This is a genomic window from Kordiimonas lacus, assembly GCF_001550055.1.
In the GTDB taxonomy this organism is placed as follows: Bacteria; Pseudomonadota; Alphaproteobacteria; order Sphingomonadales; family Kordiimonadaceae; genus Kordiimonas; species Kordiimonas lacus.
Genome location: NZ_LRUA01000010.1, coordinates 239,908 through 255,363, shown reverse-complemented (window position 1 = coordinate 255,363; position 15,456 = coordinate 239,908). Strand labels below are relative to the sequence as shown.

Here is a 15,456-nt window from a genome sequence, read left to right as displayed (position 1 = left end):
GTCCTATCCCATATAAGTGGGAAGGACTAATGAAGTTGTATTAAACATCACGGAGGGGAAACATGCGCCAGAACCGCTTGTTTAAAACGACCGCGCTAACAGCCGGTTGTCTTGCTTTCCTAGCCTCGGGCTCAGTTATGGCCCAGGATGGAAGCGACGAAGAATTTACCATTGAAGAAGTTGTAGTTACCGGTACTTACCTTAAAGGGAAATCCCAGTTCACCAGCCCATCGCCGCTTGCAGTGATCGGCGCAGACAACCTGAATCAGATCGGCGCCAGCAACGTGGCAGACCTGGTCCAGACGCTGACCATCAACAACGGTGCTCAGAATAACCCGGACGCCTTCACCCAGAACGGCACCACGGGGACATCCAACTTTAACCTGCGCGGCCTTGGTGTGGCCTCCACGCTGGTGCTTCTGAACGGTCGCCGTCAGGTGGTTGCAGGTACAGTTACGAACGACGGTATTGCCTTTGTTGATACCAGTTCTCTTGTGCCGCAGATTGCTGTTCGGCGGATTGAGATCGTGAAAGACGGCGCTGCCGCCATTTACGGTACAGATGCCGTTGCCGGTGTGGTGAACTTCATCACAGACGATGATTTCGAAGGCGTGGAAGCGTCTGTTAAATATCAGACACTGACCGATCAGGGCAGCCAGTCTGATGCGCTCTATCAGGCCAAGTTCGGCTGGGGCAACGACACCACCCACGTCATGGGTGCCTTCAGCTACTATGACCGGACGCCTCTGACAACCGAGGAACGTCGTTTGAGCCAGACAGCTGACGACAGCTCGGTGCTGGGTAACCCGGGCGCCTATTATGTGCCGTCCATCATCGCGGCAGTGGGCTCTGTGGTGCCTGTGATCGACCCGACCGGTTGTGAGGAAGTCGGTGGCCAGGCAAATGTCGCAGTGGACATCGGGGTTGCCCGCATCGGTACCTGTGGCTTTGACTTTGGTGACTATTTCAACCTGGTACCGGAAGAAGAGCGCAAGCAGGCGTATGCTGTTGTTACTCAGCAACTGGGCGATAACCACCAGCTGCGTGTTGAAGGCGGCTGGGCAGATACGGAAGCCCGGCGCGGCAACTCGCCAACCTTCCCGTACCTGCAACTGAGCCAGGCCGGCGTACCGGCTTATCACCCGGGTAACCCGTTCGGGCAGGGCGTAACCTTCCTGGGCCGTGCCATTGGTAACGGCGGGGAAGTGTCACCGAACCTGACCACATCGGAAACCTACCGTTTCAACATCGAGCTGACAGGCGACATCAACGACACCTGGAGCTATGACGTTGGCTTCACCATTGCGGACAACAGTTATGTCCTCAATACAGAAGACACGCTGACAGCGAACTTCCAGCGTGCGCTGGCGGGCTTTGGTGGCAACAACTGTGACATTGGGGCCGGCGTGCCGGGTGCCAACGGTTGTCTGTTCTATAACCCGTTCGCCACCAGCTATTCGACACTGCCAAACAGCCCTGAAGTGCTTGACTATATCATTGGCACCCAGGTGATTGACGGTTCGTCAAATACCAAAGTGGTTGATGCTGTCCTGTCCGGCTCTATCGGGTCGACGCCAGCAGGCGATATCGGCATTGCCGTTGGCATGCAGTACCGGAGTGAGTTCTGGGGTCGTGATTATGACGATGTCTCGAACGCAGACGGTTTTGCCTTCCTGATCGGTAACCAGGACTTCTCTGAAGATCGCTCCGCCGTGGGCCTCTTCGCTGAAACCCTGATCCCGATTACCGACCAGATCGATCTGTCGCTGGCGCTTCGTAATGAGAGCTATGGCGGCGATATCGGCAGCACCACAGATCCGAAGATCTCGCTTCTCTATCGTCCGATGGACAGCCTGTCGCTGCGCGGCAGCTATTCTACCAGTTTCCGGGCACCAAGCGTGCTGCAGGTGGCCGGTGGTACCACGGCGCTTGAGCAGGTGTCTGATCCGGTCACGGGCGGTACGGCCTTCGCGGCAGTGCGGTCTGTGGCGCCTGACGGTGGCCGGGACATCCGCCCTGAAACCGGCAAGGCCTGGAACTTTGGTGCCAGCTATTCCGGCAATAGCGGCTTTGAGTTCGACATCGACTACTGGAACTACAAGTTCGAAGACGTAATCATCGCCGAGAACTCGCAGGCTGTTGTGAATGCGTTCCCAACAGATCCATCCCGGGTTTTCCGGTCTGGCGAAAACGGAACGTCGGGCACCATCCTTCTGGTGTTTGTTGACTTCCTGAATGCCTCCAGCGTGGAAACGCAGGGCTTCGATGTCAACGCCCGCTACACCTTCGACACCGACTATGGCACTTTCCAGCCATTCTTCGAGGCAACCCACGTCCTGAAGTATGATCTGGAAGACCCACAGGCCGGTGCAGTGGACGGTGCAGGCAACCGGAACTTCTCGAACTTCGGTAGCCCTACGCCAAGCTGGCGCTTCAACACAGGCATGTCCTGGACCAATGAAGACCATGACTTCCGCTTCTATATCCGTCATATCAGCGGCATGGACGACGACCAGAATGCGGGTAGTCGTGTCGGGGCAATGACCACGGTTGATGCACAATATACCTTCAACCTGGGCGGTTTGTTTGACGGTGGCGATGGCTCCAGCATCCAGCTGGGTGTGATCAACGCCTTCGACAAGGCTCCACCTTATGTTTCGACAAACGGTGGCTATGAATCGCGGACCCACGACCCTCGCGGCCGGATGGTTTATGCGAAGCTAAGCGCATCATTCTAAAATGAAAACACAGAGACCGGGGCGAAATCATTCGCCCCGGTTTTGGTTTAAGGACTGAGTATTCACGAGGGACAAAAAAAGTTGCCGCCAAGGAGCCTTCCGAACGCGGTGAGTATTCGATGCTAAGAGGTCTCAGTTGACGTTACGGAATTAAGGGGATTCGACAAGAAAGCGGCAGGTTTCCGGGGTTTTTTATTGTTGTTTTGACGATACACAATCACTTGAAATCTTGGAGAGCTGGTGTTGAACCGCTTGACGTTAACGTAAATCAAGAGGCACAATTGCACCGAAATCGTTTCTGGCCCAGGAAGGCGCCGACACTGTCGGTTGGGTTGGCCAGGATGGTTTGGCTGTGGGAGGAAGCTGGGAGCATACAGGCGGGTCGGTCGCAGGACCTCCGCTGTTCACTATTTTTCCCCTGGTCACAATGCATTGTGGAGATCTTGGCTTTTGCCATGAAAGTCCCGTTCCAGATAGGCGCAGCGCTGTTGCCAGACAGTTGTTGCAGGAACCCCGGGTTTTCATGTGTCTCAGCAAAAGTCGAAGGGAATGGGAAGGAAACCAATGAGCAAGAACTTAGGGCATAAAACCCGTGCATTTCTGATGACGTCAGCAGCCGCTGCCGCCGTCGTGACAGGAGCCAGCCTCTCTGCCCAGGCGCAGGACAGCAGCTCCGACTTTACTCTCGAAGAAATCTTGGTAACGGCACAGAAGCGGCCTCAAACGCTTCAGGAAACGCCAATCGCTGTATCGGTTACAGATGCCGCGACGATTGAGAAGTCTCACATTCTGGATATCTCCGATATGCAGTCTGTTGTGCCTTCGCTGCGTGTCTGGACGTTGCAGACGTCCTCCAACACCAACTTCGCCATCCGGGGCTTTGGTAACGGTGCCAACAACGCCGGTATCGAACCATCTGTTGGCGTGTTTATCGACGGTGTCTACAGGTCCCGTTCCGCTGCCCAGATCGGCGACCTGCCGCGTCTGCAGCGCGTAGAGGTTCTGCGCGGTCCGCAAAGTACGCTCTTTGGTAAGAACGCATCCGCGGGTGTAATCAGTATCGTGACAGCCGCCCCGTCCTTCGAGCCTGAAGGCGGTATTGAAGCGTCTTACGGCAACTATGATGCCCGTCAGATCAAGGCCTACTACACCACTGGCCTCACTGACACATTCGCGGTCAGCATCTCCGGCGGCGTCAACAAGCGCGACGGCTATATCGAGACCAGCGACCCGAACATTGACGACATCAACAACCGTGACCGCTGGAACATTCGCGGCCAGGCCCTGTGGGAGCCATCCGAGACCGTTTCCGTCCGCATGATTGCCGACTATAACGAACTTGATGAATTGTGCTGTGGTGTGACCAACATCATCAACGGCCCAACAGCAGGCCTGATCCAGCTTCTGGGCGGTACCGTTCTGGACGATAGCGACCCGTTCGCTTACGAGTCGCCGATCAACCAGGTTCCGGTGAACAAGATCAAGGACGGTGGTGTCTCGCTGGAAGCGAACGTCGACTTTGAAGGCTTCACGCTGACGTCCATCTCGTCGTACCGCAGCAACTCCAGCTTCAACGACTCCGAGCCTGACTATACGGGCGCGCACATTCTCGACAGCGCCTACAATGACGCTGACATCGATACCTACACCCAGGAAATCCGCCTGTCCTCGACCGGCGTGAACAAGCTGGACTGGATGGTTGGTGGTTATTTCTTCAAAGAGGATATCACCCAGATCCAGGGCCTGAAATATGGTACGGATACAAGGAACTATATCGATTTCCTGACCGGTACGCCGGGCACGCTTGCGACGCTTGAGCTTCTCTCCGGCATGCCGTCCGGTTCCTTCTTCGCGGCTGACACCACGACGCGGGAAACCTTCACCCAGGACAACACGGCCTTCTCGCTCTTCGCATCGCTTGATTTCCACCTGACCGATCGGCTGACGCTGACCGGTGGCATCAACTATACGAAGGATAAGAAAACCGTGACAGGCAGCACCGTCAATGGTGATGCCTTCTCAAGCATCGATCTGTTTACCGTCAATGGCGGCTTTATCCCGACAGCCCTTTTCGGTCAGGCCTTCCAGGCAAACACCGGCCTCGCGCCAACGCCTGAAAACATCGCCTTCATCGAATCCGTGGCTCCGGGTACGTCTGCCGCGATCAACGCGGGCGTAACCAGCGCGATCCAGGGCCTGCAGGGCCTGCAGTTCCAGCCGCAGTTCCTGGCGTATCCGAACTCGGTTCAGGACGGCAAGACCAACGACGACAAAGTAACCTGGCAGGCACGCGTCGCGTATGAGGTAAGCGACAATATCAATGTTTACCTCAGCGCCGGTACGGGCTTCAAATCCACCAGCTGGAACCTGTCGCGGGACGCGCGTCCGTTTGCTGCCAATCAGGCGGCACTTGAAGCGGCTGGGCTGACACAAGTGAACCAGACGTACGGTACGCTCTATGCGGGCCCGGAAAACTCGACCGTTTACGAGATCGGCATCAAGGCCCGTTACTCGAAAGGGGCGATCAACATCGCGCTCTTTGACCAGACCATCAAGGGCTTCCAGTCTAACATCTTCCAGGGTACAGGCTTTGTACTGGCGAACGCTGGTAAGCAGTCGACCAAAGGCCTTGAGATTGATGCGACATGGGTACCGATCGAAGATCTGGAATTCCGCTTTGCCGGTACCTTCCTCGATCCTGTCTTTGACAGCTTCCCGGGCGCTGCTGGCCCGAACGGTACCGTGGTTGACCTGTCCGGTGAAAAGCCTGCCGGTATCCATGAAACCAGCCTGTCATTCGCCGCCACCTACTTCTTCGAACTGGGTGACAGCATGACCGGTTATGTTCGTGGTGACTGGCAGTATGAAAGCGAAACGCAGGTTGTGGATAACGTCGATGGCGTGTTCCGCCAAGTCAGCCTGTTCAATGCCAGTGCCGGCCTTGAGTGGGAAAATGGCCTGAGCCTCTCTGTCTGGGGCCGGAACCTGTTTAACGACGAGTTCTACCTGAGCGCCTTCCCGGGCGTGATCCAGCCAGGCACAGTGAACGGCTATGCCAACCCACCGCGTATGTACGGTGTATCGGTCGGCTACAAGTTCTAAAAGCCAACCAAATGAATGCGGAAAAGGCGGCCTCTGGGCCGCCTTTTTTTGCCTGCAGCGAAGTGCGACATTTTCATTACATTTTTTTGACAGCCTGATATAAGCGCCCAAAGGGGAAGGCATGGGGCACAGGCGGTCCTTTCCCGCATGACTAACGGGAAAAGGGATTTCCATGGTTGAGAACCATCCGGTCAACAAAGACCTGAAAAAAATACAGGCCTTCCGCGCGGGCATGGAGAAAGAAAATCGGGGCATCGCCAATCTTGGTGTTGCGCTGGTATTTCTGGTGCTTGTGCTGATCTACACGGCCATGACCCAAAGCGACGGGTCCACGGGTATCTTCGTGATCGCGGCTGCCGTGATCGGTGGCTATATGGCCATGAACATCGGCGCCAACGATGTGGCCAACAATATCGGCCCGGCTGTGGGCTCCAAGGCGCTCACCATGGTTGGCGCGCTTCTCATTGCCGCTGTGTTTGAAGCCGCAGGTGCCCTGATCGCGGGGGGCGATGTGGTCTCGACAATCCGCAAGGGAATTATCGACCCCTCTGCCATGGCGGATCAGATGACCTTCATCTGGGCCATGATGTCAGCGCTTCTGGCCGCGGCCTTGTGGCTCAATCTGGCAACCTGGGTTGGCGCGCCGGTGTCCACTACACATTCCATCGTTGGCGGTGTTGTGGGTGCTGGCATTGCAGCTGCTGGTGCCGCCAGCGTGGCATGGCCCAAGATGGGTGCCATTGCAGCAAGCTGGGTGATCTCGCCTCTGCTGGGCGGCCTGATTGCCGCACTGTTCCTGCTTTTTATCAAGAAGATGATTCTGGCCAAGGAAAATAAGTTGGCGGCCGCTGAAACCTGGGTTCCGGTGCTCGTTGGCATCATGGCCGGCGCCTTTTCCATGTATCTGGTGATGAAGGGACTGAAGAAGCTGTGGAAGCCTGACACCGCCATGCTGTGGATGATCGGCTTTGGGTCTTTCGCTGTCGTGTGGGCCGTTACCAAGCCACTGGTGAAGCGGGCGGCTGCAGGCCTTGAAAACCGCCGCAAGTCCGTGGCCAAATTGTTCACAATCCCGCTGATTTGTTCCGCTGCGCTTCTGTCGTTTGCGCACGGTGCCAACGATGTGGCCAATGCCGTTGGCCCGCTGGCGGCTATTGTCAGCGCCGCGCAGTCGGTGGATATGGGTTCTGGCAAGATTGCCTTGCCGATCTGGGTGATGGCGATTGGTGCTATCGGTATCTCAATCGGGCTATTGCTTTATGGCCCCAAGCTGATCCGCAAGGTCGGTGAGAAGATCACCAAGCTCAACCAGATGCGCGCTTTCTGTGTGGCACTTTCCGCTGCCATCACTGTGATTGCGGCCAGCTGGCTTGGCCTGCCTGTATCCTCGACCCACATTGCCGTTGGCGGGGTGTTCGGCGTTGGCTTCCTTCGGGAATATCTGAACAGCCGCGAAAACAAGAAGCGGCGCCTGACGCGTTCAGAAGAGGTCAAGATCGCCCACCGCCGCCTTGTGCGCCGGCGTGAGCTTCTGACCATCGCAGCCGCATGGGTGATCACTGTGCCGGCGTCAGGGCTTCTGTCGGCCGCCCTCTTTTACGCCATGTCGAACGCCTTCTAGGCTTGAGCCAAGAAAGACAGGAAAGGGCGGTCCTGATGGCCGCCTTTTTTATTGCGCCTGTATTTGTTGTGTCTGGCGGGCGGATGACCAGAAGCACAGAAGGCTGAGCGCCGCGCAGGCTGTCATTACCAGACACATCAACAGGGGGCTGGTGGCCTCTGTGATGCCGATGATGCCGCTTGAGACAAACGACAGCGAAAACTGCAGCGAGCCCGCCAGTGCCGATGCGGCACCCGCGCGGTGGCCTTCGTCTGCCAGCGCGCCGGCCATGGTGTTGGGGGCCACCACGCCCAGCACGGCGATGAAGGTGAACAGCGGGATGATGAAAACAGGTAAGGGGGCCTCGGTCAGGGTGGCGGTCAGAAGCCCCAGCGCCGACAAGAGCACCACCGGCAGCGCCACACGCAGGATCTGGTGGAAACTATAGCGCTGCACCAGCCAGCGGTTGACCTGGCTCATGACAATGAAGCCAGCGGCGTTGGCGCCAAAGAAGAAGCCGAAATGCTCGGGCGAGACACCGAAATGGTCCACCAGCACGAATTTGGCGCTGGTGATATAGCCGAACATGCCCGCCAGCGCGGCGCCGCCCGCCAGCGCATAGCCGGTGAAGGTGCGGTTCCTCAGAATATCGCGGTAGGTGGACAGCGCGCGCAGCAGCTGCACACCCGGGTTGGGTTGGTGGGTTTCCTCAAGCAACAGGGTGATCGCCAGCAGCGCCAGGAAGCCGAAACCGCTGATGAAATAGAAGATGGCCTGCCAGCCGAAAGCCAGCGCGACCTGCGCTCCCAGGATTGGTGCCAGGATTGGTGCCACGCCCATCACCAGCATCAGGAGCGAGAAGAAGCGAGCCACTTCCACCGGTTCGAACATGTCGCGCACAATCGCGCGTGAAATCACAGCGCCCGCGCAAATGCCCAGCGCCTGCAGGAAGCGGAGCAGGATAAAGTCGCTGATCGTGGGCACTAGCGCACAGGTGAAGGTCGCCGCGCTGGCCAGCGCGAGGCCAATCACCAGGGGCGGCTTGCGCCCGAACCGATCCGCGAGCGGCCCATACATCAGCTGTCCTAGCGCGAGGCCGATGAAGAACACCGTGAGCGACAGCTCAGCATCCGATTGCCCGGCGCCGAAATGCTCAGCGATCAGCCCGAAGGCCGGCAGATACATGTCGATCGCCAGCGGCGTCAGCGCCGTGACGCTGCCCAGGATCAGCGCAAGGCCGACGGTGTTTTTGCTGCTCAGTTTCATCGGATACCCGTCAGTTGAATGGTACGGGCACGCAGGTGACGCCGCGCGCGGTGCCACAGCCCTAGCATGCATGGTGATATAGCCTCAAGCACGCATCCGGCAACACCATGTCGCGATCAGCGCAACGTCAGTCCGATACAGCGAAGAAATGGTGTAGGATATCATCTTGCAGCGGTCCCCAGTTCTTCCAGTCGTGTCGATGATGAACTTCGCGGTAGATCAAATCGTAACCCTTATCAGCAAGCACCTTGCGCAGCCGGCGCGACGAGGGTTTGCTTGTTTCTTTTTTTCCCACGCTGAAGAAAATCTTGATGGGCTGCAAGGGCGCAGCTTCATATCTCTCCTTCAAATCCGAGAAGGGATAGTAGGCAGGGGATTGCATGGCGATGCCTGCGAATTGGTCTGATGCCATCACACCGAAACAGCCAGCATTCAGGCCGCCCAATGACAGGCCGGCAATCACTCTATCTTCGCGCCTGGTGCTTACCGGAAATTGGCGCTCCACGGCTGGGATTAACTCATCCCTAAAAAAATTCACATAGTCTTGATTGCAGACAAATTCATGAGCGCGGCGGTTATTGTGTTGGTAGTATGGGTCACGCGGGTCGATGAAAACCGCGATGATGGGTTTGATCCGGCCCGCCTTGATTTCATCATCAATCAGGCCGTGCAGTTTGCCATATTCCAGATACAGCTGCCCATCCGCCAGATACAGGGTTGGCAGCTGGTCGGTGGTTTTAACGCCCGAGGGATAATAAACCCAATACTGCAGGTCATACCCAAGGTGTTCGCTGGTGATACGGATATTGGCGGACAGTTGGCCCGCCATGGCTGTGGCGCTGACGCAAACCAGACCAATCAAGAAAAGCAGGAAACGCATATAAGCCCCCTCATAGTGTTAATGTTTAAAACACACTACTGAGGGAGAAAATACACGATATATTATAACATGTCTAGTGGGCTTCCTGCCAGTTCTTGCCGATGCCGCTGTCGACCACCAGCGGAACCGAAAGGTCCAGCACCGGCTGGCAGGCGTTTGCCATCACTTCTTCGATCACGGGAATCGCTTTCTCGTCCCGGCCTTCGGGCGCTTCGAACACCAGTTCATCATGCACCTGCAACAGCATTTTCACGTCCGTCAGGCCCGCATTTTCAAGCGCCGCTGGCATGCGCACCATCGCCCGGCGCAGGATGTCTGCAGCCGTGCCCTGGATCGGCGCGTTGATCGCCGCGCGTTCGCCGAAGCCGCGTTTCATCGGGTTTTTGTCTGTCAGCGCCGTGATGTGGCATTTGCGCCCGAACAGGGTTTCCACATAGCCGTGCTCGCGGGCGAAATCGATGGTGGTGTCCATATAGCGGCGGATGCCCGGAAAGCGTTCGAAATAGGCGTCGATATAGCCCTGCGCGTCACCCCGAGAGATGCCCAGCTGGCGCGCCAGCCCGAAGGCGGAGATGCCGTAGATGATGCCGAAGTTGATGGCCTTGGCTTGCCGGCGGACCATCGGGTCCATGCCTTCAATCGGCACACCGAACACTTCGCTGGCGGTCATGGCGTGGATGTCCGTGCCGTCCTCGAACGCCTGCTTGAGCGCGTCGATATCGGCCATGTGGGCCAGCACCCGAAGTTCGATCTGGCTATAGTCGGCCGCGATCAGGATATTGCCGTTCTCGGGCACGAAGGCCCGGCGGATTTTCCGGCCCTCTTCGGTGCGGATCGGGATATTCTGCAGGTTCGGGTCGTTAGACGACAGCCGCCCGGTGGTGGTGGCCGCCAGATGATAGCTGGTGTGCACCCGGCCCGTGCGCGGGTTCACTTCATTCTGGAGCGAGTCCGTATAGGTGCTCTTCAGTTTCGAGAACTGCCGGTATTCCATGACCTTGGCGGGCATTTCGTGGCCTTCGGCGGCGAGCTTTTCCAGCACATCCACGTTGGTCTGCCAGGCGCCGGTCTTGGATGATTTCTTGCCGCCTTCAAGGCCCATGTCGTCAAACAGTACTTCGCCAAGCTGCTTGGGCGAATTGACGTTGAAGGGCCTGCCGGCCAGGTCCTGAATTTCGCGGTCCAGCCGTTCGATGCCAACGGCGAATTCGTTCGACAGCTTGTTGAGCACGCTGCCGTCAACCTTGATGCCTTCGCGTTCCATGGCCGACAGCACAGCCGCCATCGGGCGCTCGAGCGTCTCGTAAACGGTGGTGACTTTCTCTTTGGCCAGGCGCGGCTTCAGTACGTGCCACAGGCGGAGCGTGATGTCGGCGTCCTCAGCGGCATAGTCGGTGGCTTTATCCAGCGGTACCTTGTCGAAGGTGATCTGGTTCTTGCCGGTGCCCGCCACTTCCTTGAAGGAGATTGGCGTCATGTCCAGATGGATGCCCGCCAGCTCGTCCATGCCGTGGCCATGCTTGCCGGCGTCCAGCGCATAGGACATCAGCATCGTGTCGTCGATGGGGTAGAGGTTGATGCCCTCACGCGCGAGGATCGACATATCATACTTGAGGTTCTGGCCGATCTTGAGGACAGCGAGATCCTCCATGAGGAGCTTAAGGGCCTCAATTACATCAGCCTTGGCAATCTGCTTGGGCATTTCCGAAAGCAGGTCGTCGCTGTTGGCGCCGTGGCCTACCGGGATATAGCAGGCCTTGCCCGGTTCAACCGACAGGCTAATGCCCACCAGGTCAGCTTTCGCCGGGTTGAGGCCGGTGGTTTCGGTATCCACCGCCACATGGCCTATGTCATAGGCCTTCTTGATCCAGGCCTTCAGCGCGTCCATCTCGGTGACGCACTCGTAGGTAGCCTTTTCAACGGTTACGGTTTCGGTCACCACGTCCTCGGGGATATCGCCGTCCCAGGCGCTGATCACCTTGGCCTTGAGGGATCGGAAATCCTGTGCGTCCAGGAACTGCACCAGGGTGGCCGGGTCCGGGTCCTTGACCTCGAAACTGTCCAGCTGGGCCTCGATGGGCACATCGCGCTCCAGCGTCACCAGTTGGCGGCTGACGCGAGCCTGCTCGGCGAATTCGATCAGATTTTCGCGGCGCTTGTTCTGCTTGATCTCGCCTGCGCGAGATAGAAGCGTGTCCAGGTCGCCATATTCGTCAATCAGCTGCGCGGCTGTCTTGACGCCAATCCCGGGCACGCCGGGCACGTTATCGGCGCTGTCGCCCGCCAGCGCCTGAACGTCAACAACCCTGTCTGGCCCGACACCAAATTTCTCTGGCACATCTTCGGCGCGCGTCCGCTTGTTCTTCATGGTGTCGAACATGTCGGTCTCGGCGTCCAGAAGCTGCATCAGGTCCTTGTCGGAGCTGACGATGGTGACCTTCCAGCCCTTTTCGCGCGCTTGCTTGGTATAGGTGGCGATCAGGTCATCGGCCTCATACCCGAGCATCTCGATCGAGGGCAGGCCGAAGGCTTCGGTAGCTTCCCGGATGATCGGGAACTGTGGGATCAGGTCTTCGGGTGCGGGTGGGCGGTGCGCCTTGTATTCCGGGTAAATGTCATTCCGGAAGGTTTTGCCCGACGCGTCGAAAATCACCGCCAGGTGGCTTGGGCGCTCGGCGTCAGACAGATCGCGCAACAGCTTCATGATCATGTTGGAGAAGCCATACACGGCGCCCACGGGCGTGCCGTCCCCACGCGTCAGCGGGCGCTTTGAGTAGGCCATCGCATGATAGGCGCGGAAGATATAGCCCGAACCGTCGATCAGATAGAGATGTTTCTGGTGATCAGTGTCTTCGGGCATAAGGCTTTCCGGTATAAAATTATTTGGTGGTCAGGTTAGAAAAAGGCGGTCAAATCACCTAGATTTGTCTGCCAATTTCTTTTCAGATGGGCCACCTTGCAGGATATAAAGTCGATCACAATATGGGCATTCTACTTTGCCTTCGTCATCCATCGTCAGATATACACGTGGGTGGCCGAGGGCGCCCTCGTCGCCGTCGCAGGCAACTTTCTTGGTGGAGACCAGTTTTGTTTCAGGTGCGTCTACCGTCATGGTGTGTCTCTTTTGGCTTGGGTCTGATTGAATTTATCCCAAAACAGATTGGGATTTAGCCCTATATAGCGGGGGTGGGCCGTGCGAACAAGCGGCAGCGTGGTACAATGTCCGAAAAGACGATAATATCGTCGGGCGCCATTAGTAGCAGCGAGAATAAACAGGATTGTAAGTGTGACAAAAAACGCAATTGAAATCAGGGGACTGAAGAAGGTTTACGGCGGCAAGAAGGGCGGCGGTAAGCTGGCGCTGAAGGGGATTGATCTTGATATCCCGCAGGGGTCGATGTTCGGTCTTCTGGGCCCCAACGGGGCCGGCAAGTCCACCACCATCAATATTCTCGCGGGCCTTGTGAACAAGACCGAGGGCAGCGCCAAAATCTGGGGGTTCGACATTGACGACAACCCCAGGAATGCGCGCGCCAACATCGGTATCGTGCCGCAGGAACTGACATTCGATGCCTTCTTCACCCCCCGTGAGATGCTTGAGGTGCAGGCCGGTATGTACGGCGTCAAGCCGGAGGAGCGCCGCACGGAAGAACTTCTCAAGGCCGTGCATCTGTTCGATAAGGCAGACGCCTATTCCCGCACGCTGTCCGGCGGCATGAAACGCCGGCTTCTGATTGCCAAGGCCATGGTGCATAACCCGCCGATTCTGGTCTTGGATGAGCCGACGGCCGGTGTGGATATTGAGCTTCGCCAGATGCTGTGGGAATATGTCCGCGAGCTGCATGCCCGTGGCACCACCATCGTGCTGACCACCCACTATCTTGAGGAAGCCGAAGAGCTCTGTGACACCATCGCCATCATCAACCATGGGGATGTGGTGGCCTGCGAGCCGACAGAGCAGCTTTTGAAGCGGATCGACGAGAAAGAGATCGTGATTTCGGTTTCCGAGAAACTGACTGAAGTGCCCGACGAACTGAAACCTTTCAGCAGTGATGTGCGCGGCGACCATAAGCTGGCCGTGCAGATCAGCCAGGTCAACGCCAATGTGGGCCAGGTGCTGGCTGCCGTTCAGCAGGCGGGCCTGACGATCACAGATATCTCGACTAATGAGACCGACCTTGAAGATATCTTCCTGCAGCTCACCAGCGACAAGCATAAGGACGCGGCAGAATGAGACGCATCTATGACGTTGTGATTGTCGGGTCGGGCGCCGCTGGATTGACAGCGGCCCTAAAGCTTGCGCCGCACATGCGGGTTGCTGTCCTCTCAAAGGGCGAAATGTCCGGTGGGTCAACGCGCTGGGCGCAGGGCGGTATTGCGGCGGTGCTGGAAGCCACCGACAGTATCCAGAGCCATATCGACGATACGCTCATTGCGGGCGCTGGCCTGTGTGATGAGGAAGCTGTCCGGTACGTGGTGGAACGCGGCCGGGAGGCCATTGAGGGCCTGATCAATCTGGGCGTGGAGTTTGACAAGGCAAACTCGGTTCATGAAGACGGCTATGACTATCACCTGACGCGCGAAGGCGGGCACAGCCACCGGCGGATCATCCACGCGGCTGACGCCACGGGCCAGGCAGTCCAGAAAACCCTGAACCAGCGCGTGCTGGATGAGCCCAATATCGATGTTTACGAGCATCACATCGCGATCGACATCATCACCAACAGGCATCTGAAGAACCCGGGCGACTATAATGACCAGGCGCACGGCGTTTATGTGCTGAACCTCGAGAAAGGCAGGGTTGAAACCTTCTCCGCGCGGGCGACCATCATTGCCTCGGGCGGCGCGAGCCGGGTGTATCTCTATAGCTCCAACCCCGACGCCTCCACGGGTGACGGCATCGCCATGGCCTGGCGGGCGGGTTGCCGGGTGACGAACATGGAGTTCAACCAGTTCCACCCGACGTGCCTGTATCACCCCGACGCCAAGACCTTCCTGATCACGGAAGCGATGCGCGGCGAGGGGGCCGTGTTGAGGCTCAAGGACGGCACGCGTTTCATGCCCGGCTATGACAAACGCAAAGAGCTGGCGCCGCGGGACATTGTCGCCCGCGCGATCGACAGCGAGATGAAGCGCACCGGTGAGGAATGCGTGTGGCTGGATATCACCCACAAGGACGCTGACTTCGTCATCTCCCACTTCCCGACCATCTACCGGCACTGTCTGGCGCTGGGGATCGACATCACCAAGGACTGGATTCCGGTGGTGCCTGCGGCGCACTATACCTGTGGCGGCATCCATGTGGACATGCATGCGCGCACGGGCCTCGACCGCCTGTATGCAGCGGGCGAATGCTCCCACACCGGGCTGCACGGCGCCAACCGCATGGCGTCCAACAGCTTGCTGGAATGCCTGGTTCTGGGCAACGCGGCAGCTGATGACATTCTCGATAAGATCGACGACCTGCCGTCTGCCGCCATGGCGCGCGACTGGGACGAAAGCCAGGTATCAGACAGTGACGAAATGGTAGTCGTGACCCACAACTGGAAAGAGCTCCGGCGCTTCATGTGGGACTATGTCGGCATTGTGCGCACCGACAAACGCCTGGCGCGCGCCAAGCGTCGGGTGGACCTGCTGGCCGCGGAAATCCAGGAATATTACGGCAACTTCCGGGTGACGGCAGACCTCTTGGAACTCAGGAACCTTGTGACTGTGGCTGACCTGATCGTGCGGTCGGCCCAGATGCGCAAGGAATCGCGCGGCCTGCATTTTACGTCGGACTATCCAAAGCTCGCAGATGAACCCCGTGACACCACACTGATCCCGTTCGGCCACGCGGTTTCTGACCGGGTAGCTTGAGGGCCAAGAGT

9 protein-coding genes are annotated in these 15,456 nt (G+C 57.9%); 5 read left to right on the top strand and 4 right to left on the bottom strand.

What is annotated here, in order from left to right; translation table 11 throughout:
• Window positions 1–137 precede the first annotated feature (137 nt).
• The 3 genes from KORLAC_RS16030 (at window position 138) to KORLAC_RS16020 (ending at window position 7,461) form a co-directional block, all read left to right on the top strand.
• Entirely contained in the window at window positions 138–2,738 is a 2,601-nt protein-coding gene (locus KORLAC_RS16030; RefSeq protein WP_068308414.1) for a TonB-dependent receptor plug domain-containing protein, read from the top strand.
• Between the two features lie 564 nt (window positions 2,739–3,302).
• Entirely contained in the window at window positions 3,303–5,840 is a 2,538-nt protein-coding gene (locus tag KORLAC_RS16025; RefSeq protein ID WP_068308412.1) for a TonB-dependent receptor, read from the top strand.
• A gap of 172 nt (window positions 5,841–6,012) precedes the next feature.
• A complete protein-coding gene (locus tag KORLAC_RS16020; RefSeq protein ID WP_068308410.1) occupies window positions 6,013–7,461 on the top strand; it encodes an inorganic phosphate transporter in 1,449 nt (482 codons plus the stop codon).
• Window positions 7,462–7,509: 48 nt separating this feature from the next.
• Here KORLAC_RS16020 and KORLAC_RS16015 read toward each other — a convergent pair whose 3' ends face one another.
• The 4 genes from KORLAC_RS16015 to KORLAC_RS16000 all read right to left on the bottom strand — a co-directional run bounded on the left by KORLAC_RS16015 (window position 7,510) and on the right by KORLAC_RS16000 (window position 12,698).
• Window positions 7,510–8,706 carry a Bcr/CflA family multidrug efflux MFS transporter gene (locus KORLAC_RS16015; protein ID WP_068308408.1) on the bottom strand — a complete coding sequence of 399 codons (1,197 nt, stop codon included), beginning with the start codon at window positions 8,704–8,706 and terminating at the stop codon, window positions 7,510–7,512.
• Between the two features lie 127 nt (window positions 8,707–8,833).
• Window positions 8,834–9,586, bottom strand: coding sequence for an alpha/beta hydrolase (locus KORLAC_RS16010; RefSeq protein ID WP_068308406.1), 753 nt, complete (start codon window positions 9,584–9,586; stop codon window positions 8,834–8,836).
• Window positions 9,587–9,659: 73 nt separating this feature from the next.
• A complete protein-coding gene (gene polA / locus KORLAC_RS16005; RefSeq protein WP_068308404.1) occupies window positions 9,660–12,446 on the bottom strand; it encodes a DNA polymerase I in 2,787 nt (928 codons plus the stop codon).
• A gap of 54 nt (window positions 12,447–12,500) precedes the next feature.
• Window positions 12,501–12,698 (bottom strand): zinc-finger domain-containing protein, encoded by a 198-nt coding sequence (locus KORLAC_RS16000; protein ID WP_068308402.1) that lies wholly within the window; start codon window positions 12,696–12,698, stop codon window positions 12,501–12,503.
• A 174-nt stretch (window positions 12,699–12,872) separates the two neighbouring features.
• Between KORLAC_RS16000 and KORLAC_RS15995 the strand changes: the two genes are divergently transcribed.
• Window positions 12,873–13,820, top strand: coding sequence for an ABC transporter ATP-binding protein (locus KORLAC_RS15995; protein WP_068308400.1), 948 nt, complete (start codon window positions 12,873–12,875; stop codon window positions 13,818–13,820).
• Window positions 13,817–15,445 (top strand): L-aspartate oxidase, encoded by a 1,629-nt coding sequence (gene nadB / locus KORLAC_RS15990; protein WP_068308398.1) that lies wholly within the window; start codon window positions 13,817–13,819, stop codon window positions 15,443–15,445. The genes KORLAC_RS15995 and nadB overlap by 4 nt, the downstream gene beginning before the upstream one ends.
• Window positions 15,446–15,456: the final 11 nt, after the last annotated feature.

Bases quoted from the DNA above. Each gene is read 5' to 3' on its own strand.
- KORLAC_RS16030 (WP_068308414.1), top strand. From the start codon at position 138: ATGGCCCAGGATGGAAGCGACGAAGAATTTACCATTGAAGAAGTTGTA.
- KORLAC_RS16025 (WP_068308412.1), top strand. From the start codon at position 3,303: ATGAGCAAGAACTTAGGGCATAAAACCCGTGCATTTCTGATGACGTCA.
- KORLAC_RS16020 (WP_068308410.1), top strand. From the start codon at position 6,013: ATGGTTGAGAACCATCCGGTCAACAAAGACCTGAAAAAAATACAGGCC.
- KORLAC_RS16015 (WP_068308408.1), bottom strand. From the start codon at position 8,706: ATGAAACTGAGCAGCAAAAACACCGTCGGCCTTGCGCTGATCCTGGGC.
- KORLAC_RS16010 (WP_068308406.1), bottom strand. From the start codon at position 9,586: ATGCGTTTCCTGCTTTTCTTGATTGGTCTGGTTTGCGTCAGCGCCACA.
- polA (WP_068308404.1), bottom strand. From the start codon at position 12,446: ATGCCCGAAGACACTGATCACCAGAAACATCTCTATCTGATCGACGGT.
- KORLAC_RS16000 (WP_068308402.1), bottom strand. From the start codon at position 12,698: ATGACGGTAGACGCACCTGAAACAAAACTGGTCTCCACCAAGAAAGTT.
- nadB (WP_068308398.1), top strand. From the start codon at position 13,817: ATGAGACGCATCTATGACGTTGTGATTGTCGGGTCGGGCGCCGCTGGA.